The organism is Kineococcus sp. AC630 (assembly GCF_979255925.1).
Genome location: NZ_CEEDMJ010000037.1, coordinates 1 through 22,719, shown reverse-complemented (window position 1 = coordinate 22,719; position 22,719 = coordinate 1). Strand labels below are relative to the sequence as shown.

The window sequence follows — 22,719 nt, the reverse complement described above, 5'->3', positions numbered from 1 at the left end:
TGCCGTCGAACCGAGGTCAGGCGTTCTTGCTGTCGCGCCAGGCGATGAGGTCGGCGAGGAAACCCATGTCGTAGTCGGGTCCACCGGTACCGAAGGTGAACAGCCGGCCGCCGGCGGCGTGCAGCGCCTCCGCCGCCTCGACCCCGTCCTTGGGCTCGACCCCGACGGAGCGCTCGATCTCCAGGGGGTCCCGGCCGATCTCGGCGCAGCGTTCGTCGAGGATCCCGCTCTTGCGGGTGAACGTCTCGACGTCGCCGAAGGAGTGCCAGATGTCGGCGTGCTTCGCGACGATGCGCAGCGTCTTCTGCTCCCCGCCGCCGCCGATGAGGACGGGAACCTTGCGGGTGGGCGCCGGGTTCAGCTTCGCCAGCCGGCTCTCGATGCGCGGCATGTCGTCGCGCAGCTTGTTCAGCCGCCCGCCGGCGGTGCCGAACTCGTAGCCGTACTCGTCGTAGTCCTTCTCGAACCACCCGGACCCGATGCCCAGGATGAGGCGGCCCGATCCCGTGTCGTGGGCGGAGACGTGGTCGACGGTGCGGGCCATGTCGGCGAGCAGTTCGGGGTTGCGGTAGGAGTTGCAGGACACCAGCGCACCGATCTCGATGCGCGACGTCGCCTCCGCCCACGCGGCCAGCATCGTCCAGGCCTCGAAGTGCAGGCCCTCGGGCTCGCCGTAGAGCGGGTAGAAGTGGTCCCAGTTGAAGGCGATGTCGGCGCCCATCTCCTCCGCCCGCGCCGCGGCGGCGCGGATCGCGGGGTACTGCGCGTGCTGGGGCTGGATCTGGATGCCGATGCGCACCGGGCGCGGATCTGCGGTCATGTCCTGACCCTAGATCCCGCCCGGCGCTGCCACCAGGTCCGGGTTCAGCTCGGGATCGTCTGGCCCTTGCCGACGACCGTGATGCCCGAGTCGGTCACGTGGAAACCCCGGGCCCGGTCCTCGTCGGGATCGACGCCGATCCGTGCGTCCTCGGGGACGGTCACGAACTTGTCGATGATGGCCCGTTGCACGACGGCGTGGCGACCCACCTGCACCCCGTCCAGCAGCACCGACTCGCTGACGTGGGCCCAGGAGTCGAGGCGCACGTTGGGCGAGACCACCGACTTCTCCACCAGCGCACCGGAGACGACGGTGCCCTGGGAGATGATGGAGTTCACCGCGTGGCCGTAGGTGCCCTGCCAGCCGTGCACGAACTTCGCCGGCGGGTAGAAGTCCTGCGCGGTGATGATGGGCCACTCGTAGTTGTAGAGGTTGAACACCGGCAGCACCGAGATGAGGTCCATCTGGGCCTCGAAGTAGGAGTCCATCGTCCCCACGTCGCGCCAGTAGGCGCGGTCGCGGTCGGTGGCCCCGGGGACCTCGTTGTCCTTGAAGTCGTAGACCGAGGCCTGTCCGCGCGAGACGAAGTCGGGGACGATGTCGCCGCCCATGTCGTGCTTGGAGCCCTCGTCCTCGGAGTCGCGGGTCACCGCGTCCACGAGCGCGTCGGCCGTGAAGACGTAGTTGCCCATCGAGGCCAGGACCTCGTGCGGGGAGTCCTCCAGACCCTGCGGGTCCTTCGGCTTCTCCAGGAACTCGGCGATCTTGTTCGAACCCGGTTCGGTCTGGATGACCCCGAACTGGTCGGCGAGGGAGATGGGCTGACGGATCGCCGCCACGGTGCACGGCGAGCCGGAGGCTATGTGGGCCTCCACCATCTGGGAGAAGTCCATCCGGTAGACGTGGTCGGCGCCGACCACGACGACGATGTCCGGACGCTCGTCGGAGATGAGGTTCATGGACTGGTAGATGGCGTCCGCCGACCCCAGGTACCACCGCTTGCCGACCCGCTGCTGCGCGGGCACGGAGGCGATGTAGGACCCGAAGAGGTTCGACATCCGCCAGGACTGGGAGATGTGCCGGTCCAGGGAGTGGGACTTGTACTGCGTCAGGACGACGATCTTGCGGTACCCGGCGTTCACCAGGTTGGAGAGGGCGAAGTCGATGAGGCGGTACGTCCCCCCGAACGGGACGGCGGGTTTGGCCCGGTCGGCGGTGAGCGGCATGAGCCGCTTCCCCTCCCCGCCGGCGAGGACGATCGCGAGGACGTTCGGTGTGGCCACGAGGGGCACGATAGGCCCCGCTACGGTGGCGTGCCCACCATGTACGGGAAGGAAGTTCGATGCGTGTCGACCTGCTGACGAAGGAGTACCCGCCGGAGATCTACGGCGGAGCGGGAGTTCACGTCGAGGAACTGGTGAAAGCGCTGCGTTCCGTGCCCGGCGGACCCGAGGTGGCCGTCCGCTGCTTCGGCGCGCCCCGCACCGAGCCCGGCGCGACCGCCTACCCCGAACCGGCGACGCTGGAGGGGGCCAACGCGGCCCTGCGGACCCTCGGTGTGGACCTCGCGATGGCCCAGGACGTCGCCGGCGCCGACGTCGTGCACTCCCACACCTGGTACGCCAACATGGCCGGCCACCTGGCCTCCCTGCTGCACGGCGTCCCGCACGTCGTCTCCGCCCACAGCCTGGAACCGCTGCGGCCGTGGAAGGCCGAGCAGCTGGGCGGCGGCTACCGCGTGTCCAGCTGGGCCGAGAAGACCGCCTTCGAGGCCGCCGCGGCCGTCATCGCCGTCAGCGCCGGCATGCGCGCCGACATCCTGCGCAGCTACCCGGCCCTGGACCCCGCCCGCGTCCACGTCGTCCACAACGGCATCGACGCCTCCGAGTGGGTCCCCGTCGAGGGCCGTGACCTGGTGCGGGCCAACGGGGTCGACCCCGACCGCCCCAGCGTGGTCTTCGTCGGCCGCATCACCCGTCAGAAGGGGCTGCCGCACCTGCTGCGGGCCTGCGCCCAGCTCCCGCCGGAGGTGCAGCTCGTCCTGTGCGCCGGGGCTCCCGACACCCCCGAGATCGCCGCCGAGGTGGCCGGGCTCGTCGCCGAACTGCAGAAGACCCGCGAGGGCGTCGTCTGGCTCGACCGGCACCTGAGTCGTCCCGAACTCCTCGAGCACCTCTCGCAGGCGACGGTGTTCGTCTGCCCCTCCGTCTACGAGCCGCTGGGCATCGTCAACCTCGAGGCGATGGCGTGCGGCGCAGCCGTCGTCGGCACCGCCACCGGCGGCATCCCCGAGGTCGTCGACGACGGCGTGACGGGCTGGCTGGTCCCCATCGAGCAGGTCACCGACGGCACCGGCGCCCCGGTCGACCCGGAGAAGTTCGTCGCCGACCTCGCCGCGACCCTCGCCGACGCCGTCTCCGACCCCGAGCGGGCCCGTACCCGCGGGGCCGCCGGCCGGGTCCGTGCGGTGGAGCACTTCTCCTGGGACGCCATCGCGGCCCGGACCCTGGAGGTCTACCGCTCGGTCCGCTGAGCCGCCCCGGTGCGCGGCGTCACAGGCCGAGGGCCCACCCCGCCGCGTCACCGGGACCGCGGACCGCCATCACCCCCTGCCACAGCACGAGGACCTCGAGCCAGCGCGCTTCCTCGGGGCTCAGGGGCCGGACCGCTTCGTAGCCCGCGCGCAACGCCGTCCGCACCGCCGGCGACGTGGGACCCCAGTCGGTGAACCGGGTGGCCAGGTAGACGCTCGCCTTCGCGAGGTCGCTCACCCGGTGGTCCACCCGCACCTCGTCGAAGTCGAGCACGCCGACGACCTCGGAGTCCCGGGTGAGCAGGTTCGCGGCCCGGAAGTCGTCGTGCACGTACTGCGGTCGCTCGCTCAGCGGGGGAGCCGTGGCGAGCAGGGCGGCCAGGCGCGTCGAGGCCGCCGGGACGAGGCCCGGGTCCGCGGAGCGCAGCCAGACCTCGACGCGCTCGCGCAGCGGGGCCACGGCGTCGTCGGTGGGCGACGGGAAGGCGGCGTGCACCCTGGCCAGCCACGCCCCGGCCGAGCGGACCGCGGCGAGGTCGGCCACGTCCAGCCAGTCGCCGGTGAGTTCGGGGAGGACGGCGACCGAGAGCTCGCCCAGCGGGCCCGGCAGCACCACCCGGTCGTTCCCGTCGCGGGTCGCGAGCGGCGCCGCGACCGGGACCCCCTGGCGGGCGAGGTCGCGCAGCAGTCGGGTGGAGGTGTCCAACCGCGCGAAGCGTCCGGTGTCGCAGGACCACTTCACGACCAGGTCACCCCGGTCGGAGGTGGCCCAGGCGATGACGTTCTGGTCGCTGATCACCAATCGCGGGCACGCGTGGACGGTGACGCCCCAGGTCCCCGCGAGGGCGGCGCTCAGCCAGTCCGCCGCCGCGTCGACGCCGTCGAACCCGAACCGTGTGCGCAGGGCGACCTGCGGGTCGGTCGGTTCCCACAGCATCGACAACCCCGGCGCCGGCACAGCCCGCACCGTAGTGCGTTGTCAGCCTCCGCAGGGGGTGCCACGATCCGGCGGTGACCACGACGGGTCGGGAGTTGCGCATCGCGCTGGTGATGAACGGCGGGGTCAGCCTCGCCGTCTGGATGGGCGGGGTGACCCACGAACTCGACCTGCTGCGGCGCGCGGGCGACCCGGACTGCTCGGTGGAAGACGTGCCCGACCACGACCGCGAGGTCTGGCGGCGCTGGCGGGAGGCCCTGCGGGGTGCGCGCGTCGTGGTCGACGTCCTCGCCGGTTCCAGCGCCGGGGGGTTGAACGCGGCGTTCCTGGCTCGGGCGATCGCGAGCGACGGGGCGACCGACTGGGCGGACCCCGACCGTGAGCACCCCTACCTGCGCCACCTCTGGGAACACGGTGCCGCCCTCGACACCGCGACGTTGCTGCGAGCGCAGCACCCCGAGACCTGGCGGTCGCTGTTCAGCGGCGACTACTTCGAGCAGATGATCGGACGCACGCTGCGCGACCTCGCGGCCCAACGCGACGGTGCGAGCCCGGGCGATCGCCGCGGACCCCGACCGGAGGGCTCCGCGCTGCGGCGCGCGGTGACGCTGTTCACCACCGGGACCGCGCTCGGACCCGCGGCCGGCTCCTACGCCGACGGTTTCGGTCAGGAGTTCGCCGTCCCCGACCACCGCAGGCTCTACCGGTTCCGGCACGACCCCCACCACGTCGTCTACGACCCCGGGGAGGGGTTCCGGCGGGCGGTGCTGGACGAGTTCGGCGACCACCCGGTGGAACTCACCCGCGCCGTCCGGGCGTCGGCCTCGTTCCCGGCCGCGTTCGTCCCCGTCGAGGAGGTCGGGGCGATGACCGCCCCGCCGGTGCGGATCCGGCCGGCGACGGGGGGTGGTGCCGCACTCCTGATGGATGGAGGTGTCCTCGACAACGCCCCGTTCGGCCCCGTGCTGGACAGCATCACCCGCACCCCGCCCGACGCGAGCCTGCGCCGGTTGCTGGTCTACGTCGTCCCCTCCGCCGGTCGACCCGTCAGCGAGCCGCCACCCGAGCAGGACCCGGACTGGGTCCACGTCGTCGCGGCCGCGCTCGGGTTGCCCCGGGAGGCCGACCTCCGCTCCGACGTCGAGGACCTGCAGGCCCTCGTCGACGTCGCGGACGCGGGCGCGCAGGTGCAGGCCCTCCTCGAGGCCGTGCTGGACCCCGAGCGGCAGGACGGACCGGGTGCGGCGCAGGTCGTCGCCGCCGCGGAGAGCCTGCTGCCCCTCTACCGCGAGGGTCGACGCCTCGGGGGGATCGACGAGGCCAGGTCGCTGGCGGCCACGGGGGAACGCACTCGTCCGCACCGGCTGAACGGCCCCGCCCCCTCCACCGGGCCGGCGCAGGGCCCGACCCCGGCGTGGACGGCCGGGGCCGGACCGGTCGACCTCGTCGCCGTCCCGTGGGGCTGGGGGCCGGCGACCGCGGAACGGTGCGCCCGGCTGCTGGCCCGCGACCTGCGGCACCGCCTCGAGCGCGGTGAGCCGGTCGAGACCGCGGCCGTCGCGGTGTCGGCGTTGCTCGGGGACGTCGAGGCGGTCCACGACGCGCTGGAACGCCACCTCGCGGAACTGCCGGCCGAGGTCGCCGCCGCGTCCGACGCCGTCGTGGTCGGGCACGTCAACGAGGTGTTCACCCGGCTGCGGATCCCCGACGTCCTCGGGGACCTGCTGCAGCGGATCGCGACGGTCCACGCCGCGACCCGCAGCGGGACGGGGGCCGCGGACGTCCTGCGGGCCGCCTTCGCCGTCGAGGTGACCTCCCGGGCGCTGACGGCCCGCACCCCGTTCGCCCGGGGTGCCTCCTTCGAGTTCCTCCGGCTGGGTCCCGACGTCACGACCCCCCTGCTCCCCGACCTCGGCGTCGATCCCGAGGTCCTGGGCCGGCGCAAGCTGTTCGGGACCCGCGCCGGTCACTTCGGTGCGTTCGGTCCGTCCGCGTGGCGGACCTGGGACTGGCGGTGGGGTCGCCTGGACGCTGTCGCCCACCTGGGGCGGGCCCTCGGGATGGACGACGGCTGGGTGGCCGGGACCCAGCGGGCGGTGCTGCGCAGCGAGGGCGCTGCGGGAACCGCGCCGGAGGTCCTCATCGCCCGGCTCGAAGGCGAACTCCTCGACCTGCTGGCGAGGGACGACCACGAGTTCCTGCGTGACGTCCGCGACGGGTTGCGCGAGCACCGGCCGGAGCTGGCCGGGCTCGGCGACAGCGTCGAGGGTGTCCTGCAGCGTGCGGCGGGGGTCCTCGCCGACGCGGTCACCGTTCCCCACGTCCCCGTTCCGGACCGGATCGAACGCGCTGTGCTGGAACGGGTCCTGCGGGCGGTGCTCAACCGCTACGTGTCGGGGTCCTGAGTTCCCGGGCGCGGGACGCGAGGTCCGCCGCCGCCGGTCGCCACCGCGGGTGGGTGAAGGTGAAACCCGCGTCCAGCAACCGGCCCGGGACCACCCGCCGGCTCTTCAGCAGCAGTTCCGCGTCGGTGCCGAGCACGAACGCGCCGAGCCGGGCCATCGACGCAGTGGCCGGGACCGCGACGCGGGAACCCCACGCCGCGCGCAGGTCCCGCATCAGCTCCCGCTGCGGCACGGGCTGCGGGGCGCAGAGGTTCACCGGCCCGTCGAGGTCGTCGCGCGCGAGCAGGAACTCCACGGCCCGCACCACGTCGTCGCCGTGGATCCACGAGACGTACTGGTGACCACCGGCGACGGCCCCGCCCACCCCGAGGCGGGCCATCCCCGAGAGGTAGTCGAAGACCCCGCCGCGGTCGGGGGTCATGACCATCGCGGCCCGCAAGGCGACCTGGCGGGTGCGCGGGGTGGGGGAGTCGGCCTGGGCCTGTTCCCAGCGGCGGGCGATGCGCACGCTGTACTCCCAGTAGAGCGGGACGTCGGGTTCCTCACCACCGATGATCCCGTTCGCCTCGTCGTGCGCGAGGTCGTCGGGCCGGGACCGCGCGTCGGCGTAGATGGTGGCCGTGCTCATCTGCAACCAGACCCGCGGGGGTTCCCGGGTTTCCGCGATCGCCGCACCGACGACCCGGGTCGAGTCGATCCGCGAGTTCATCATCTCGCGCAGGTTCGCGTCGGTGTAGCGGCAGCTGACGGTGCGCCCCGCGAGGTTCACGACGGCGTCGGCCCCCTCGAACTCACGCGTCCAGGGGCCGAGGGTCCGCCCGTCCCAGAGCACGTGCCGCACCCCGGGTTCCAGGACCTCCGGGCGTCGACTGAGCACCACCACCTCGGCACCGCGGGCGAGCAACGCGCGGCGCAGCAGCGCACCGACCTGACCGGTACCGCCCGGGAGAACGATCTTCACCCCGACGAACCTAGCCGCCGCACCACCTCGGGGCCGAGCGGGACGCCGAGGCGGCGCAGGGCCAGGAACCCGGCGCCGGCCAAGGGGTCCAGCGCGGGTGGCGCCAGGCGCACGGGGGTGGCGCCGGGGACGTCGAGCGCGGCGTCGAGACGCGTCGAGAACGCCGGGTCGAGGGCGAGGGAACCGGCCAGACTCACCGGGACGGGGGTGTGCTGCAGGAGCGGCGAGCAGCAGCACACCGTCGGCGGTGATCTCGGCCAGCCTCCGCAGCGCGCGGTCCGCCAGGGGTGACGTGTCGGCGAGTTCGGTGACGACCGGGGCGAAGCTCCCGAACACGCGTTTGACGTCGTTGTGGGCGACGTCCTCCTGCTGCCGGAGCGCGCGGCGCAGGGCGTCGACGTCCGCGGCGCCCCAGTGCCCCAGGACCCGCGTGAGGAGTTCTCCGTCGGCCGGTTCCACCCGGCCGGCGAGGACCTGGTGCACGACGTCGAAGGCGACGTGGCGGGCCGCGCCGGCGTAGTGCTGGAACTGCCCGCTCTCGACCTCGACGCCGTTCTCGTCGATCGCCAGGACCATCGAACCGGTCCCGGCGACCACGACGATCCCGGCCCGGCCGAGCAACGCCCCGCGGTGCGCCACGACGGCGTCGTTGACGAACGTCCGGGGGCAGTCCAGGAGGTCCAGCGGGTAGAACGACGCGGCCCACGCCCGGTCGCGACCGACCCCCTGGTTGGACCCGGGCCGACCGATCCCCGCCACCCCGGCGGTGAGGCCGCGGGCCGCGGCGGGGTCGAGCCCACCCTTCGTGACCGCAGCGGCGACCGCCGCGGCGAGGTTGCGCGCCGCGTCGTCGTCGTGGTGCGCCGCACCCGCCGCGCCGGTGGCGGAGGACAGCAGCGTTCCGTCGAGGGCGTAGCAGCCGACCCGGGTCGCGGTCCCCCCTTCGACGACGTCGCGGCCACCGCCGGACCCCAGGTCCTGCGCCCGGGCGGTACGGGTGCGAGCATCGCCGCGTGACGCCGCGCCCCCGGAACCCCTCCCGCGTGCTGGCCACCGAGCCGGTCCTGCCGGCCCATCGCCACACCCAGGCCGAGATCACCGACACCCTGGCCCCGCTGCTGTCCCGTCCCGGCCGGCACCGGGAACTGATGCGGCGCCTGCACGGCGCCGCGGGCGTCGACTTCCGGCACCTGGCGTTGCCGCTGTCGGACTACCCCGAGCTGGTCACCCGGCCCGACGCCTTCGACGCCACCAACGCCGCCTTCGCCCAGATCGCCCTCGACCTCGCCGAACGCGCCGTCAAGGGAGCCCTCGCCGCCGCGGGCCTGCAGCCGGAGGACGTCGACGTCCTGCTCTTCACCACCGTCACCGGTGTCGCCGCGCCCTCCGTCGACGCCCTGCTGGTCGAGCGCGTCGGCCTGCGCCCCGACGTCGTGCGCTGGCCCGGGTTCGGGCTCGGCTGCGCCGGGGGCGCGGCCGGGCTGGCCCGCCTCGACGACCACCTGGCCGGCCACCCCGACGCCGTCGGCCTGCTCGTCAGCGTCGAACTGTGCTCCCTCACCCTGCAGCCGGACGACCCCTCCACGGCGAACCTCGTCGCCAGCGGGTTGTTCGGCGACGGAGCCACCGCCGTCGTCCTCGCCGGCGCCGAGCGCGCGGCGGGGCGCCCCGGCTGGGACGTGCTGGAGCACACCTCCCGGCTGCTGCCGGGCAGCGCCGACGCCCTCGGCTGGCAGATCGGCTCGAAGGGGTTCCGGATCGTCCTCTCCGCTGGGCTCCCGCAGGTCCTGCGCGCCAACGTCGGCGACGACGTCCGCGCCTTCCTCCACCCCCACGGCGGGGTCGCCGGCGTCGACGACTGGGTGGTGCACCCCGGTGGCCCGAAGGTCCTCGACGCCGTCGTGGCGGCCCTGGACCTGCCCGCCGACGCCCTCGACGCGAGCCGGGCGGCGTTGCGCGCCAGCGGGAACCTCTCCAGCTCCGCGGTGCTGCACGTCCTCGCCGACACCGAGCGCACCCCCGGCCGACGGGCCCTCGTCCTGGGCGTCGGACCCGGCGTCAGCACCGAGACCCTGCTGCTGGAGGCCCGGTGAGCACCTGGCTCTTCGCCGCCCTCGTCCTGGCGACGGGGTTCGAGCGCATCGCGGAACTCGTCGTCTCCACCCGCCACGCCCGGTGGTCCTTCGCGCAGGGCGGCGTCGAGTCCGGCCGTGGCCACTTCCCGCCCATGGTCGTCCTGCACACCGGGCTGCTGCTGGCCTGCCTGGTCGAGGTCCTCGCCGCCGACCGGCCCTTCGTCCCCGCCCTCGGCTGGCCGATGCTGGTCCTCGTCCTGGCCGCGCAGGGCCTGCGCTGGTGGTGCATCACGGCGCTGGGGCCGCAGTGGAACACCCGGGTCATCGTCGTCCCCGGTCTCACCCTGGTCGCCCGGGGTCCCTACCGGTGGCTGCGCCACCCCAACTACGTCGTCGTCGTGCTCGAGGGGTTCGCCCTGCCGCTGGTGCACACGGCGTGGGTCACGGCGCTCGCCTTCACCGTCCTCAACGCGGTGCTGCTGCTGGGGTTCCGGCTGCCGGCCGAGAACCGCGCGCTCGCGGCCCTGTCACGGCCGTCGACGCCACCGCAGCGATCAGGCACAGCGCCCCGCTGACCAGGAACGCGCCGCGGTAGTCGCCGGTCTCGTCGCGCACCACACCGGCGACGAAGGCCATCGCCGCCGCGCCGAGCTGGTGGGAGGCGAAGACCCAACCGAAGACGACCGGACCCGCGTCGCCGAAGTGCTTGCGCGCCAGAGCGATCGTCGGCGGCACGGTGGCGATCCAGTCGAGTCCGTAGAACACCACGAACACCCACGTCGCCGGTTGCACCCCCGGCGAGAGCACGCTCGGCAGCAGCAGCAGCGACACCCCGCGCAGCGCGTAGTAGGTCAGCAGCAGGAACCGGGGGTCGACCCGGTCGGTCAGCCACCCCGACGCGATCGTCCCCGCCACGTCGAAGAGCCCGACGAGGGCCAGCAGCGACGCGGCCGTCGTCGCCGGCATCCCGTGGTCGTGGGCGGCGGAGACGAAGTGCGTCCCGATGAGGCCGTTCGTCGACGCCCCGCAGATCGCGAAACCCAGCGCGAGGAACCAGAACGCCCGGGAACGCACCGCGACCCGCAGCGCGCCCAGCGCCCCCAGGGGCCGCACCGGGACGTCGACCGCGCTCGTCCCGCCGTAGGGCAGGACGCCCCGGTCGGCGGGGAACTCGTGCAGGCGCAGCACCACCAGCGGGACCACGACCAGCGCGACCGCCGCGATGACCAGGCACGGTGTGCGCCAGCCGTGGGCCTGCGCCAGGCGCGCCACCAGCGGCAGGAACACCAGCTGACCCGCTGAGGCCGCCGCGGCGAGCAACCCCGTCACCAGGCCCCGGCGCAGCACGAACCAGCGCCCCACGACCGTCGCCGCCAACGACATCGCCATCGCCCCCGTGCCGAGACCGACGAGGACACCCCACGTCGCCACCAGCTGCCAGCGGGCCTCGACGAAGGCAGACCCCGCCGACCCGGCCGCGACCAGCAGCAACGCGACCGCGACGACGCGCTGCACCCCGAAGCGCTGCATCAGCGCCGCCGCGAACGGGGCGATGAGGCCGTAGAGGACGAGGTTCACGCTGACCGCGGCCGAGATCGACGCCGTCGACCAGCCGAACTCCGCGGAGATCGGGTCGATGAGGGTCGCCGGGACGGAACGGAAGGCACCGGCGGCCAGCAGCGTCGCGAAGGTGACGGCGGCGACGGTCCAGGCGGGGTGGAGGCGGCGTCTCGACGACGTGGGGGACGACGCGGGGGAGGACGCGGAGGAGGTGGTGCGGGTGCTCACGGCGCCATCGTGGCGCACTCCGCGATCCGCCGGGAGCGCTCCGAGGAACACCTCCCGTTGGAATCCGGCCAGCCCGGGTCAGGGTCGGGCGGGCTCCGTGTGGGCGTTCACGGCCGCGACCAGGGCGCGGCGGGCGACCCCGGCGACCTCGCGCAGCGCCTGCGCCCGTGACGTCGCCTCCAGGCTGGTGATGGCGGCCCCGTCGTCCTCGGTGGCGAGGTCGACGATCGCGAGGACCCGCGCGGCGGTCTGCAGGACCCGCATCGCCCGCGGGGAGGTGTCGGCGGGGACGGCGTCGCGGGCCAGGCCCCCGTCGCGCACCGCGGCGATGCGGTCCGCGGCGTCCTCGCGCCAGCGCGCCACGTCCAGGGTCGCCAGCGCCTGGGTCGCGGTGGCCAGCGCGACCCGCAGTTCGCGTTCGGACTCCGCAACGCTGGAACTCTCCGGGGCCCGGCGCGGTGCGGCGCCGAGCACGGTCCAGGTGACCAGGGCCCCCGGCTCCCAGACCGACCCGAACTCGGTGACCTCCGGGACCAGGGCCCAGCGGGTGTCGTGCCCGCCGAGCTCGGCGACGACGCACTCACCGACCTCGAGGGCGGTGACGTTCACGGCGGCCGGTCCGGGCAGACCGCGAGGGTCCCCGGGCACGGGCAGCGCCAGCAGCAACCGGCCCCCGCCCGGTGCGGCGTGGGCGCACTCGGCCAGCGCCGCCAGCAGGGTCGTCACGTCGTCGGGGGTCCCGCCCGCGCCGGGCAGACCGGGCAGGGTGGGCGTGGACTCCGCGAAGGAGACCGTGTGGGGTTCGTCGTCGCGCACGACCGCGGCGACCGCGGACTCCAGCGAGGCGTTCGCGCTCAGCACACCCGTTCCCCAGGCGGCCAACCGCGCGGAGCGGGGCAGGTCCAGCACGCCGGAAGCCTACGACCCGCGCGGGCCCGCTCCCACCTGGGTCGTTAGGGTCGCCCGCATGACCAGCGACACCAGCCGAGTCCCAGCGTCGGTGCTGGACCTGTCCGCGGTGACCGTCCGGCGCGGGACCAGCGTCCTGCTGGACGCCGTCGACCTCGCCGTGGAGGAGGGCGAACGCTGGGTCGTCCTGGGCCCCAACGGCGCGGGGAAGTCGACCCTGCTCTCCATCGCCGCCGGTCGGTTGTTCCCCACCTCGGGGACCGTCGGCATCCTCGGTGAGACCCTCGGCCGCGTCGACGTCTTCGAGCTGCGCCCGCGCATCGGCCTGGCCAGCACCGCGCTCGGCAACTCCGTCCCCGGCCAGGAACGCGTCCGCGACGTCGTCGTCACCGCCGCCTACGGCGTCACCGGCCGCTGGCACGAGGAGTACGACCCCGACGACGAGGCCCGCGCGCAGGAACTCCTCGCCCTGCTCGGCGTCGCCCACCTCGCCGACCGCGCCTTCGCCACCCTCAGCGACGGTGAACGCAAGCGCACCCAGATCGCCCGGGCCCTCATGACCGACCCCGAGCTGCTGCTGCTCGACGAACCGGCCGGCGGGCTCGACCTCGGCGGCCGGGAGGACCTGCTGCGTCGCCTCACCGCCCTCGCCGGTGACCCCGCGGCCCCCACGACCGTGCTGGTCACCCACCACGTCGAGGAGATCCCCGTCGGGACCACCCACGCGCTGCTGCTGCGCGAGGGGGCCCGGGTCGCGGGCGGTCCCGTCGAGGACGTCCTCACCTCCGCGACGCTGTCGCAGACCTTCGGGCTCGCCCTCGACGTCGAGCACCGCGACGGCAGGTTCTCCGCCCGGGCGCTGTGAGACCGCCCGCTCAGGGGCGCAGGAGTTCCGTGGCGTAGCCGGACTCGTCGCGGGAGTAGCGCAGACGGACGTGGTGACCGTCGCGGGCGGCCTGGAAGAACTCCATCCGACCCGCGTCGACCCCCCACAACCGCCACGTCGGCGCCGCGACCGGACCGGCGCCCTCGAGCTCCAGCAGTTCCGTCGGGTCCCCCAGGGCGTTGGAGAGCCACTCCTCGTCGTGCAGGGGTCCGCTCTGGCGGTCCACCAGCAGCTCGGCGCGTTCGTGGGCGCTGAGGCGTGCGAACGCCGCCGCCGTGCGCGCCTCCCCGGCGGGGCGGACCGTGCCGCGCACCCGCACCTGACGACCCTGCAGCGGCCAGTGGAAGACCAGTGCCGCCACCGGGACCCGGCCCAGCTGCTTGCCCTTGGGGCTCGACTCGCTCGCCGCGACCCAGAACGCCGCGTCGTCGACGTCCTCCAGGACGGTGACCCGCGCGTCGGGGCGGCCCGCCGCGTCGACCGTCGCCAGCGTCATCACGTGCGGCGCGGGCGCACCGCGGTCCACCGCCTCGCGCAGCCACCGCACGAACAGCTCGACGGGATCCGCCGGGGCGGTGTCGGGGTCGAAGAGGGGTCCCTGCGGTTCCGGCCAGGCCAACCCGGCCAGGAAGTGTCGAAGGTCCGCGCCACCCGAGCTCACCCCGCGACGGTACCCGCGCCCACGCCGTGCCCCGTCACGGACCCACGTCCCACAACGCCCGGTAGTAGTCGGTGCGCACCGGGTCCGGGTCCACTCCGTAGGCCGCCAGGAACGTCGCGTCCCACCCCGGCCCGTAGTTCCAGCCCAGGCTCATCGTCGCCACCGCCAGGTCCGCCCACCGGTCCGCCACCCCCAGTCCACCCAGGTCCACGTGCGCCACCGCCTCCCCGGTCCCCTCGGCCAGCAACGTGTTCGGTGCGCACGCGTCGCCGTGGCAGACCACGAGGCGGTCCACCGGCGGCGGGTCCGGCAACCCGCTGACGTCTCCCACGGCGCGCGCCAGCCGGTGGGGGACACCCCAGTCGAAGGGGCACTGCGCCACCGGCAGGGCCTCGTGGAGTCGACGCAGACCCCGCCCCAGCGAGACCACCGCCACCTCCGGGCGCGCCCGCCAGTCCGGGTCGACCGCCGTGCGCCCCGGCAGCCCACGGGTCACCAGCCACTCCCCGTCCGCGCAGGAGCCGTGCTCCAGCACCTCCGGCACCGCCAGCCACCGGATCGCCCAGCGCGCCCGTTCCGCCTCCGCCGCCAGGTGCCCGCCCATCCGCGCGGGGGCCCACTTGCAGAACACCGCCGACCCCTGCAGCGGGAAGGTGGTGCCGCCCGCCGCGTTCACCCACACCGCCGGCAGTTCCCGCGCCCCCGCCGGCGCCCCCCAGCGGCCCACCACCTCCCGCAACGGCTCCGGCACCGGAACCGGCCCGACCGGCACCTGGACCCCGCGCCACGACTCCCCGGACGACCCCCGAGACGGTTCCTGCTCATCCACACGCCCACCCTAGGAACCCCGTCGAACCGTTTCCGGTGCTGTCTCGTGGTGTCCTCGGAGAGAGCACGAGGAGGAGAGCAGCGATGACCGATGCCGACGAGGAGCTCGTGCGGGCCCTGCACGACGAGCACGCCGGCGCCCTGTGGGGTTACGTCGTCTCCCTCACCGGCGACCGCGTCAGCGCCCACGACGTCGTCCAGGAGACCCTCCTGCGCGCCTGGCGGCACCCCGAGTCCCTCGACCCCGAACGCGGCTCCACCCGCGCCTGGCTCTTCACCGTCGCCCGCCGCCTCGTCATCGACGACTGGCGCTCGGCCCGCAACCGCCGCGAGAGCGTCCACGCCGAGGTCCCCGACCGCGTCGTCGTCGACGAGTCCGAACAGGTCCTCCAGCAGTGGGTCGTCGCCCAGGCCCTCACCCGCCTCTCCACCGAGCACCGCGCCGTCCTGCGCGAGTGCTACTTCCAGGGCCGCTCCGTCGCCGAGGCCTCCCGTGCCCTCGGCATCCCCGAGGGAACCGTGAAGTCACGCACCCACTACGCCCTGATGAACCTCAGACTGGCCCTGCAGGAGATGGGGGTGAGCCGCTGATGACCGACCACCCCGCGTACGACGACGACTTCACCACCACCGCGGGTCCCTACGTCCTGGGCGCCCTCTCCCCGGGCGAGCGCGCCGGGTTCGAGGCCCACCTGCGCACCTGCCCCGACTGCCGGCGCGCCGTCGAGGAACTCGCCGGACTCCCCGGACTGCTCTCCCGCACCCCCCGCGAGGTCGTCGACGCCCTCGGCGAGGACGACCCCGTCGCTGCCCTGCGCGAGCGCGGCCACGGCGAGGAGGCCGTCCCCGACACCGTCCTGCCCGCGCTGCTGCGCGCCGTGCGCCGACGCCGCACCACCCGCCGGGCGGCGCTCGCGGGCGGACTCGCCGCGGCCGCGGCCCTCGTCTCCGCGCTCGTCTGGCGCGACGGCGACGAGGTCGGCACGTCCACCCCCGTCGCGGGCGCGGCCCCCGGCGCCACCCGCGGCGACGTGCAGCAGATGGACCCGTTGCTGCCCGTGCCGATCACCGCGACCGTCCAGCTCACCGAGGTCGGCTGGGGCACCAAGGTCGACCTGGTGTGCGCCTACGCCCAGGCCGCGGCCGAGGACCCCTTCCCCTACGCGCTGGTCATCACCGACGCCGCGGGCACCACCCAGCAGGTCGGGACCTGGACCGCCATCCCCGGCCGCGACGCCAGGCTGAGCGGCGCGACGTCGTGGACGCGGTCTCAGATCGCCACGGTCGAGGTGCAGACCCTCAGCGGGACGGCGGTGCTGCGGCTCACGGAGACGTGAGGGAGGCGCTCCCGGTGAGCTCGTCGGCGACCCGCTGGACCATGGCGACGTACCAGTCGGCGTGGTTGTAGCGGAACAGGGCGCCGGCCTCACCGTCGCGGCCCTGCCCACCGCCGTTGGCGCACAGGTACTTCGCGGCGCTGAACACCGCGTCGGCGGGGTCCTGGACGTCGATGCTCCCGTCGTCGTCGCCGTCCACTCCGTAGGTGGCGAAGGTGGCGGGCATGAACTGCATGGGGCCCTGTGCGCCGGCGGAGCTCGGGCCGACGTTCACCCCGTGACCGCTCTCCACCTGACCCACCGCGGCCAGCAGTTCCGGGCGCATCCCCGCGCAGGTCGCCGCCGCGCGGCGGTAGAGGTCGTCGTAGTCGGCCGGGACGGTGCGGGCGTGCACCCCCTCGGCCGAGCTGGTGGCGGCGGCGTTCAGCGCTGCTGCGCGAGCCTGGGCGGCGGCCAGGGCGGCGGCCGCGTCCTCGGCGGCCTGCAGGGAGGCGGCCTCCGCGGTGAGGGCCTGCAGTCGTTGCTGCGCGCCGGCCAGGGCGTCGGTCATCGCGCTCACCTGCGCGGCGACGTCGCGCAGTCCGGCGACCGCCGCGACGGCACCCCCGTCGGCCTGCTGGGCGTCCTCGCGGGCGGAGGCGGCCCGTGTCCGCGCCGACGCGTCCGTGGCGTCGTCGACCCGGCGGGCCGCGCTCAGGCCGGCCAGCGCCACCGTCGGGTCCGCCCCGTGGGTGAGCGACGTCAACAGCGCGAGCCCGCGACCGGCCCCGCCCACGACCCCGCCGTCGATGTAGATGGAGCGCACCCGCTGGGCGGTGCGGGAACGTGCCGTGGCGGCGGCGCGCTCCTCGTGGTCGGCCTGCACCTGCGCCCCGATGCTCGAGCTCACCGCGCTCGTGACGTCGCTCCGCTGCCGCAGGAGGGCCTCCTGGGCCGCGGTGACCCGTTCACCGGCCCGCTGGACGGCCTGGGCGGCCGCGGCGGCCTCCTGGCGGGCCTGCGCCGCCGTGCCGGGGTCGGCCAGGGCGGGGGCGGCACCGGCGAGTCCACCGGCGCCGAGGCCGAGGCCGAGGACCAGCACCAGCACCAGCGCGGGGAGCGATCGACGGTTCACCCGGAGGTGATCGACGGCCCCCGGGTCGTTCTTGAGGCACGGACTCCATCAGCGGGGTGTAGTCGGGCGGTTACCGCTATATGCTCCCTCGACGCTGCGACGGATCTGCACCGTTCCCTCACGGACGAGGGTTCGTTCACAGCGTGATGGGGTATCTGCCACCGAGAGTGATGGTTCAGGGAGGCGGCGCAATGGGTGGCGTGACGCACCGCGCGCGGTGGAGCCGACGACTCGACGCCGTCTGCGCGGACCCGAGCCTGTTCCGACTGGTCCTGCACCCCGTCGTCGACGTCGCCGCGGGCCGCGTCGCCGGTTACGAGGTGCTCAGCCGGTTCCCCTCCACCATCCCCACCGAGGACTGGTTCGTCGCGGCGCGCACCCTCGGCCGCGACGCCGACCTCGACAAGGTCGTCCTGCGCGGCGCGCTGCGCCTGCTGGACCGCCTCCCGCACGGGGCCTTCCTCACCGTCAACGCCAGCCCCACCTCCCTCTCCGACCCCGAGGTGATGTCGATCCTGCGCGCGCAGGACCTCACCGGCGTCGTGCTGGAACTCACCGAGCACGCGGCCTGCGACCCCCGCGACCTCGTCGAGCCGCTCGCGGTGCTGCGGGCCCGGGGAGCCATCGTCGCCCTCGACGACGTCGGGACCGGGCACTCGGGACTGCTGCGGATGGCCGTGGTGCGCCCGGAGATCCTCAAGATCGACCTGCAGCTGGTCCGGGGCCTCGAAGGAGACCTCGTGAAGCGGTCGCTGGTGCAGTTCCTCGGCGAGTGCGCCGGCCGCCTCGACGCCTGGATCATCGCCGAGGGCGTGGAGACCGTCGCCGAGCTCGACGTGCTGCGGGGGATGGGCGTCCCCCTGGTCCAGGGGTTCCTGCTGGCCCGCCCGGGCGACGACTTCGCCGGTCTGGGGACGGAGGCGATGCGGATGCTGCACCGCCCCGAACGTCCCGCTCTCGACCCCGTCCGCCGCAGCGGTGACCTCGCCCGGCGCACCAAGACCTCCCGCAGCGTCTCCGCCGCGGTGCGGGTCGCCGTCGAGGACTGCGCCCCCGTCGTCGTCGTCGACGTCGAGGACGTGCCCCGGGTCATCGTCCTGCCCGGTCACCGCCCGGGGGAGCGGCCCCGCGTCGAACCCGTGGACATCCGCCTCGCGCCGGAGACGCCGGTGTCCGAGGCCGCGGGACGGGCCCTGGCCCGGGCCGCCGGAGTCCGCTTCGACCCGCTGGTCTGCACGGACTCCACCGGCCGCTACGTCGGGGTCGTCGGCGTCGAGGACGTGGTCCTCGACCTCGCCGCCGACCCGGCGGCCGGCTACCGGCGCCAGCCGTGGAGGATGGGCGCGTGAAGGCCTTCCGTTGCGGTGACGTCGTTCCCGGCTGCAGCCGCGAGTTCCTCGGGGCCGACCGCGCCGACATCCTGGCCCAGGTCGCCGCCCACGCCCGCGAGGACCACCACGTCGACGTGGACGACGCCCTGGTGCGCGCCGTCGAGGCTAACCTGCACGACGAGGTCTGAGCCCCGGTCCCCGCCGCTCAGCCGCGCCGCTCAGCCGCGCCGCTCAGCCGCGCCGCTCACTCCGCCAGGCGCGCCGGGAAACCACCCGTCGCGATCGGGCCCCACCGCCGGATCGTCATCCGCAGCAGCGACTTCCCCTGATCGCGCATGGCCTGGCGGTACTCCTCCCAGTCGGGGTGCTCGCCGGAGATGCAGCGGAAGTAGTCCACCAGCGGTTCGATCGCGTCCTCACCGTCGAGGACCTCGAACTCGCCGTCCAGCTGGACCCAGGCGTCGCCGAAGTCGTCGGAGAGGACCAGCGCCGAACCCCGCGGGTCGCGGCGGGCGTTGCCGGCCTTCGCGCGGTCGGGGTAGGTGGAGACGACCAGGCGTCCCTGCTCGTCGATCCCCGCGGTCACCGGCGACATCTGCGGTGAACCGTCGGAGCGGGTGGTGGTGAGGACCACCTGGTGGCGGGTGCGGACGAAGTCCAGCAGTTCGGGCAGTTCGACACGACGGGACGTGGCGATGGTTCGCGGACTCATGGGTCGGGACGCTACCGTGAGCCGCCGTTTCGCACAGCCGAGGAGCAGCTCCGCACTCGAGAGGTCGACACCGTGACAACCACGCAGGAACAACCCGGTCTGGGCACCGGGCTCAAACCCCGTCACATCACGATGATCTCCATCGCCGGAGTCATCGGGGCGGGCCTCTTCGTCGGGTCCAAGTCGGCCATCGCCGAAGCGGGCCCGGGGGTGCTCCTCTCCTACGCCCTCGCCGGGACGCTCGTCGTGCTGGTGATGCGCATGCTCGGGGAGATGGCCACCGCCAACCCCGACACCGGGTCCTTCTCCACCTACGCCGACCGGGCGATGGGCCGCTGGGCCGGGTTCAGCGTCGGCTGGCTGTACTGGTGGTTCTGGGTCCTCGTCATCCCCGTCGAGGCGACCGCGGCCGCGAACATCCTCAGCGACTGGATCGGTGCCCCGCAATGGGTCTGGGCGTTGCTCGTGACGCTCGCCCTCACCGCGTCCAACCTGGCCAGCGTCGGCAACTACGGCGAGTTCGAGTTCTGGTTCGCCGGGGTGAAGGTCGTCGCGATCGTCGGGTTCATCGTCGTCGGGCTGCTGGCCATCTTCGGGGTGCTGCCCGGTACCGACGTCAGCGGGACACCCGGGTTCTCCCTCACCGGGGACGCGGGCGGTTTCCTGCCCAAGGGCTTCTCCGCCGTCCTCGCGGGGATGCTGCTGACGATGTTCAGCTTCATGGGCACCGAGATCGTCACCATCGCCGCCGCGGAATCGCCCGATCCGCAGAAGGGGGTCCGTCGCGCGGTGAACTCCGTGATCGGGCGGATCGGACTGTTCTACCTGGGCTCCATCTTCATCGTCGTCGCCCTGGTCCCGTGGAACTCCAGCCAGCTCGAGGAGGGCGGCTCCTTCCAGACCACCCTGGAGACCATCGGCATCCCCGGTGCCGGCGCCATCATGGACGTCGTCATCCTCACCGCCGTCGCCAGCTGCCTCAACTCCGCCCTCTACACCGCCTCCCGGATGGTCTTCTCCCTCTCCCGGCGTGGGGACGCACCCGTGTGGTTGTCGCACGTCTCCCGCCGCGGCGTGCCCTACCCGGCGATCCTCATCTCCACCGTCGTGGGTTTCGTCGCCGTCATCGGCAACTACGTCCTGCCGGACACGATCTTCAACTACCTCCTCGCCACCAGCGGTGCCCTCGCCCTGGTCATCTACGCCTTCATCGCGCTGAGCCAGGTCGTCGTGCGCCGTCGCCTCGACGCCGCGGGGGAGCGCCCCGTGGTGCGGATGTGGCTCTTCCCCTGGCTGACCTACGCCACCATCGCCTTCATCGCCGTCGTGCTGATCCTCATGGTCGTGCTCCCCGGGCAGCGGGTGCAGCTCGGCCTCTCGCTGGTGCTGACCGCGGGGGTCGTCGCCGTCGGGGTGCGCCACCAGCGCAGGGCCGCCCCGGTCCGGGAGTGAACGCGGCGGGCGGGACAGGTCGGGAGCTGGACACCACCGGCCTCCAGCCGCTCTACCTGCTGCGCCCGCCGCTCCTCGCCTGGCGGGTCCTGGCCGGGGTGCTGGGGACCCTCACCGGGTCCACGGTCCTCCGTCTGCTCGACCACCCCCGCGACCCCGGGGCCCAGGGGTTCGCGATCGCCCTCCTCGCCGTGGTGGCGGCCGTGCTGGTGCTGCGCAGGCGCTTCCCCGCCGCGGTCCTCGTCGCGGCGGACGGTGTCCGCCTGCGCACCGGGTGGCGCTTCGGCCCGCTCGTCCCCTGGTCGCAGGTCGCCGACGTCCGCCCCGCCGGGCGGTGGGACGAGGAACCCTCGATCCGCCTGCCGCAGGGCGGGCACCTGCGTCGCCGATCGCTCGCGGGGATGCCCGACGAGGACGTGCAGCGCCTCGCCGCGGCCTTCAGGAGCTCCCTCCGGGTTCCTCCAGGGACCGGACCATGCTCCGCAGGGCGCGCGACGCCGCCGCCTGCTCCACTGCGGTCATCCCACCCAGCATCCTGACCTCCACCGCGCGCACGGCGGCGCTCGCCGTCGCCAACCGCTGCCGTCCCAGGGGGGTGAGTCGCGTGGGGAGGGCCTTGCCGACCGGGGCCCGCGTCGCCCGGCTCACCGAACCGTCGCGTTCCAGCGCGTGGAGCAGGACGTTCATCGACTGCCGGGTCACGAACGTGCCGCGGGCGAGGTCGGAGTTGGACAGGTCCGGGCGCTGGGCCAGCAGTTCCAGGCAGGAGTAGTGCGTCACCGTCATGCCGAGCGGTCGCAGCACCGCCTCCAGGGCCGCGCGCAGGGCGCTGGCGGCCTCCTTCAGCAGGTAGCCCAGGGACGTGTCCAGGTCGATGCCGACGTCACCCTCATCCATGTCAGCATCCTGACACACGGGGGTTCCGCGGGGCCGGACCGCCTCGCGGTCGACCCCGTCGATGAGCCGTCGAGGAGTCGCCGATGAGTTCCGCCGCCCCACCCGGTCACCACGACACCACCCGCACCAGCGACTGGAGACCCGCCATGACCACCCCCGCGCACCCCGGCCGCACCTTCTTCGTCACCCTGCCCGTCGCCGACGTGGCCCGCAGCCAGGACTTCTTCTCCCGACTCGGCTTCACGTTCGACCCCGACTTCGCCGACGGGCACGGTGCCTGCCTGCTCGTCGGCGAACACGCCCGCGTCATGCTCGCCGACCGCGCCCGGTTCGCGGAGCTCTCCAAGCTCCCCGCGGGCGACCCCACCACCCACGCCCTGGCGCTGTACTGCTTCACCGTCGCCACCCGCGAGGACGTCGACACCATCGCCGACGCCGCCCTCGCCGCCGGCGGCGTCGAGGCCGACGGGCTCGAGGACTTCGGTTTCATGCTCACCCGCAGCTTCTTCGACCTCGACGGCCACGGCTGGCAGGTGATGTGGACGAACCCCACGGCCGGGTGAGTCACCGACGTCGTGAGTCAGGAACGTCGTGAGTCCCGAGCGTCGAGGCTCACCGCGGCTACCCTGCAGACGTGCGGGTGCTCCTGGTCGAGGACGAGACCCTCCTCGCCGACACCATCCGACGCGGCCTCAGCGCCGAGGGCATCACCGTCGACGTCGCCCACGACGGCACCACCGGTTACCACCGCGCCGCCACCGCCGGCTACGACGTCCTCGTCCTCGACCTCATGCTCCCCGGCCGCAACGGCTACGAGATCTGCCGCGACCTGCGCACCGCCGGCGTCTGGACCCCCGTCCTGATCCTCACCGCCAAGGACGGCGAGTACGACCAGGTCGACGCCTTCGACCTCGGCGCCGACGACTACCTCACCAAACCCTTCTCCTTCCCCGTCCTGCTCGCCCACCTGCGCGCCCTGCACCGCCGCGGCGCCCCCGAACGCCCCGCCGTCCTCACCGCCGGCGACCTCTCCCTCGACCCCGCCACCCGCCGCGTCGTCCGCGGCGGGTGGC

At 74.0% G+C, this 22,719-nt stretch carries 25 protein-coding genes and 1 pseudogene; 13 read left to right on the top strand and 13 right to left on the bottom strand.

Annotated elements, in window-relative coordinates:
* Nucleotides 1–16 precede the first annotated feature (16 nt).
* Together AC0I8G_RS24490 and glgC are read right to left on the bottom strand one after the other, a co-directional pair.
* Entirely contained in the window at nucleotides 17–820 is an 804-nt protein-coding gene (locus AC0I8G_RS24490) for an LLM class F420-dependent oxidoreductase (RefSeq protein ID WP_380256471.1), read from the bottom strand.
* 44 nt (nucleotides 821–864) lie between these two features.
* Entirely contained in the window at nucleotides 865–2,103 is a 1,239-nt protein-coding gene (gene glgC / locus AC0I8G_RS24485) for a glucose-1-phosphate adenylyltransferase (RefSeq protein WP_471732276.1), read from the bottom strand.
* 59 nt (nucleotides 2,104–2,162) lie between these two features.
* Between glgC and glgA the strand changes: the two genes are divergently transcribed.
* Nucleotides 2,163–3,353: a glycogen synthase gene (glgA, locus tag AC0I8G_RS24480; RefSeq protein WP_471732275.1), complete on the top strand. Its 1,191-nt coding sequence runs from the start codon at nucleotides 2,163–2,165 to the stop codon at nucleotides 3,351–3,353.
* Nucleotides 3,354–3,372: 19 nt separating this feature from the next.
* On the opposite strand, the gene AC0I8G_RS24475 is transcribed toward glgA, so the two are convergent.
* A complete protein-coding gene (locus tag AC0I8G_RS24475) occupies nucleotides 3,373–4,311 on the bottom strand; it encodes a phosphotransferase enzyme family protein (RefSeq protein WP_471732274.1) in 939 nt (312 codons plus the stop codon).
* A 53-nt stretch (nucleotides 4,312–4,364) separates the two neighbouring features.
* On the opposite strand from AC0I8G_RS24475, the gene AC0I8G_RS24470 reads away from it, so the two are divergent.
* Nucleotides 4,365–6,695: a DUF3376 domain-containing protein gene (locus AC0I8G_RS24470; RefSeq protein ID WP_471732273.1), complete on the top strand. Its 2,331-nt coding sequence runs from the start codon at nucleotides 4,365–4,367 to the stop codon at nucleotides 6,693–6,695.
* Here the strand turns inward: AC0I8G_RS24470 and AC0I8G_RS24465 are convergent.
* The 3 genes and pseudogenes from AC0I8G_RS24465 to AC0I8G_RS24455 all read right to left on the bottom strand — a co-directional run.
* Nucleotides 6,670–7,656, bottom strand: a complete 987-nt coding sequence (locus AC0I8G_RS24465) for an epimerase (RefSeq protein ID WP_471732272.1) — start codon at nucleotides 7,654–7,656, stop codon at nucleotides 6,670–6,672. The two genes, AC0I8G_RS24470 and AC0I8G_RS24465, sit on opposite strands and share 26 nt — an antisense overlap.
* A complete protein-coding gene (locus tag AC0I8G_RS24460; protein ID WP_471732271.1) occupies nucleotides 7,653–7,853 on the bottom strand; it encodes a hypothetical protein in 201 nt (66 codons plus the stop codon). The genes AC0I8G_RS24465 and AC0I8G_RS24460 overlap by 4 nt, the downstream gene beginning before the upstream one ends.
* Nucleotides 7,854–8,217: 364 nt before the next feature.
* Nucleotides 8,218–8,550, bottom strand: a pseudogene (locus tag AC0I8G_RS24455) (hypothetical protein); the annotation flags it as partial.
* 119 nt (nucleotides 8,551–8,669) lie between these two features.
* On the opposite strand from AC0I8G_RS24455, the gene AC0I8G_RS24450 reads away from it, so the two are divergent.
* Nucleotides 8,670–9,749 (top strand): type III polyketide synthase, encoded by a 1,080-nt coding sequence (locus tag AC0I8G_RS24450; protein WP_471732270.1) that lies wholly within the window; start codon nucleotides 8,670–8,672, stop codon nucleotides 9,747–9,749.
* Nucleotides 9,746–10,306, top strand: a complete 561-nt coding sequence (locus AC0I8G_RS24445; RefSeq protein ID WP_471732269.1) for an isoprenylcysteine carboxyl methyltransferase family protein — start codon at nucleotides 9,746–9,748, stop codon at nucleotides 10,304–10,306. The genes AC0I8G_RS24450 and AC0I8G_RS24445 overlap by 4 nt, the downstream gene beginning before the upstream one ends.
* On the opposite strand, the gene AC0I8G_RS24440 is transcribed toward AC0I8G_RS24445, so the two are convergent.
* On the bottom strand, nucleotides 10,197–11,519 hold the full coding sequence (locus AC0I8G_RS24440) for an MFS transporter (RefSeq protein WP_471732268.1): 1,323 nt from the start codon (nucleotides 11,517–11,519) through the stop codon (nucleotides 10,197–10,199). The two genes, AC0I8G_RS24445 and AC0I8G_RS24440, sit on opposite strands and share 110 nt — an antisense overlap.
* Nucleotides 11,520–11,597: 78 nt before the next feature.
* Entirely contained in the window at nucleotides 11,598–12,428 is an 831-nt protein-coding gene (locus tag AC0I8G_RS24435; RefSeq protein WP_471732267.1) for a hypothetical protein, read from the bottom strand.
* Between the two features lie 58 nt (nucleotides 12,429–12,486).
* Here AC0I8G_RS24435 and AC0I8G_RS24430 point away from each other — a divergent pair, with 58 nt between their 5' ends.
* Nucleotides 12,487–13,293 carry an ABC transporter ATP-binding protein gene (locus AC0I8G_RS24430; RefSeq protein ID WP_471732266.1) on the top strand — a complete coding sequence of 269 codons (807 nt, stop codon included), beginning with the start codon at nucleotides 12,487–12,489 and terminating at the stop codon, nucleotides 13,291–13,293.
* 10 nt (nucleotides 13,294–13,303) lie between these two features.
* Here the strand turns inward: AC0I8G_RS24430 and AC0I8G_RS24425 are convergent, their stop codons facing one another.
* Together AC0I8G_RS24425 and AC0I8G_RS24420 are read right to left on the bottom strand one after the other, a co-directional pair.
* Nucleotides 13,304–13,975 carry a pyridoxine/pyridoxamine 5'-phosphate oxidase gene (locus AC0I8G_RS24425; RefSeq protein WP_471732265.1) on the bottom strand — a complete coding sequence of 224 codons (672 nt, stop codon included), beginning with the start codon at nucleotides 13,973–13,975 and terminating at the stop codon, nucleotides 13,304–13,306.
* A 34-nt stretch (nucleotides 13,976–14,009) separates the two neighbouring features.
* Nucleotides 14,010–14,804: a phosphotransferase gene (locus AC0I8G_RS24420; protein WP_471732264.1), complete on the bottom strand. Its 795-nt coding sequence runs from the start codon at nucleotides 14,802–14,804 to the stop codon at nucleotides 14,010–14,012.
* A gap of 83 nt (nucleotides 14,805–14,887) precedes the next feature.
* On the opposite strand from AC0I8G_RS24420, the gene AC0I8G_RS24415 reads away from it, so the two are divergent.
* Nucleotides 14,888–15,394, top strand: a complete 507-nt coding sequence (locus AC0I8G_RS24415) for a sigma-70 family RNA polymerase sigma factor (protein ID WP_471732263.1) — start codon at nucleotides 14,888–14,890, stop codon at nucleotides 15,392–15,394.
* Nucleotides 15,394–16,140: a zf-HC2 domain-containing protein gene (locus tag AC0I8G_RS24410; RefSeq protein WP_471732262.1), complete on the top strand. Its 747-nt coding sequence runs from the start codon at nucleotides 15,394–15,396 to the stop codon at nucleotides 16,138–16,140. Before AC0I8G_RS24415 ends, AC0I8G_RS24410 begins: the two co-directional genes overlap by 1 nt.
* Here the strand turns inward: AC0I8G_RS24410 and AC0I8G_RS24405 are convergent.
* On the bottom strand, nucleotides 16,127–17,254 hold the full coding sequence (locus AC0I8G_RS24405) for a lytic transglycosylase domain-containing protein (RefSeq protein ID WP_471732261.1): 1,128 nt from the start codon (nucleotides 17,252–17,254) through the stop codon (nucleotides 16,127–16,129). The two genes, AC0I8G_RS24410 and AC0I8G_RS24405, sit on opposite strands and share 14 nt — an antisense overlap.
* Nucleotides 17,255–17,454: 200 nt before the next feature.
* On the opposite strand from AC0I8G_RS24405, the gene AC0I8G_RS24400 reads away from it, so the two are divergent.
* Both AC0I8G_RS24400 and AC0I8G_RS24395 read left to right on the top strand, forming a co-directional pair.
* Complete coding sequence (locus AC0I8G_RS24400; RefSeq protein WP_471732260.1) at nucleotides 17,455–18,603, top strand: EAL domain-containing protein; 1,149 nt, start codon at nucleotides 17,455–17,457, stop codon at nucleotides 18,601–18,603.
* Nucleotides 18,600–18,773, top strand: coding sequence for a DUF1059 domain-containing protein (locus AC0I8G_RS24395; RefSeq protein ID WP_471732259.1), 174 nt, complete (start codon nucleotides 18,600–18,602; stop codon nucleotides 18,771–18,773). Before AC0I8G_RS24400 ends, AC0I8G_RS24395 begins: the two co-directional genes overlap by 4 nt.
* A gap of 56 nt (nucleotides 18,774–18,829) precedes the next feature.
* Here AC0I8G_RS24395 and AC0I8G_RS24390 read toward each other — a convergent pair whose 3' ends face one another.
* On the bottom strand, nucleotides 18,830–19,297 hold the full coding sequence (locus AC0I8G_RS24390) for a PPOX class F420-dependent oxidoreductase (RefSeq protein ID WP_471732258.1): 468 nt from the start codon (nucleotides 19,295–19,297) through the stop codon (nucleotides 18,830–18,832).
* Between the two features lie 132 nt (nucleotides 19,298–19,429).
* Here AC0I8G_RS24390 and AC0I8G_RS24385 point away from each other — a divergent pair, with 132 nt between their 5' ends.
* On the top strand, nucleotides 19,430–20,749 hold the full coding sequence (locus AC0I8G_RS24385; protein ID WP_471732292.1) for an amino acid permease: 1,320 nt from the start codon (nucleotides 19,430–19,432) through the stop codon (nucleotides 20,747–20,749).
* Entirely contained in the window at nucleotides 20,746–21,288 is a 543-nt protein-coding gene (locus AC0I8G_RS24380; protein WP_471732257.1) for a hypothetical protein, read from the top strand. Before AC0I8G_RS24385 ends, AC0I8G_RS24380 begins: the two co-directional genes overlap by 4 nt.
* Here the strand turns inward: AC0I8G_RS24380 and AC0I8G_RS24375 are convergent.
* Nucleotides 21,188–21,646, bottom strand: a complete 459-nt coding sequence (locus tag AC0I8G_RS24375) for a MarR family winged helix-turn-helix transcriptional regulator (RefSeq protein WP_471732256.1) — start codon at nucleotides 21,644–21,646, stop codon at nucleotides 21,188–21,190. The two genes, AC0I8G_RS24380 and AC0I8G_RS24375, sit on opposite strands and share 101 nt — an antisense overlap.
* Nucleotides 21,647–21,792: 146 nt before the next feature.
* On the opposite strand from AC0I8G_RS24375, the gene AC0I8G_RS24370 reads away from it, so the two are divergent.
* On the top strand, nucleotides 21,793–22,209 hold the full coding sequence (locus tag AC0I8G_RS24370; RefSeq protein ID WP_471732291.1) for a VOC family protein: 417 nt from the start codon (nucleotides 21,793–21,795) through the stop codon (nucleotides 22,207–22,209).
* A gap of 71 nt (nucleotides 22,210–22,280) precedes the next feature.
* A partial coding sequence (locus AC0I8G_RS24365) for a response regulator transcription factor (protein WP_471732255.1) occupies nucleotides 22,281–22,719 on the top strand: 439 nt, incomplete at its 3' end.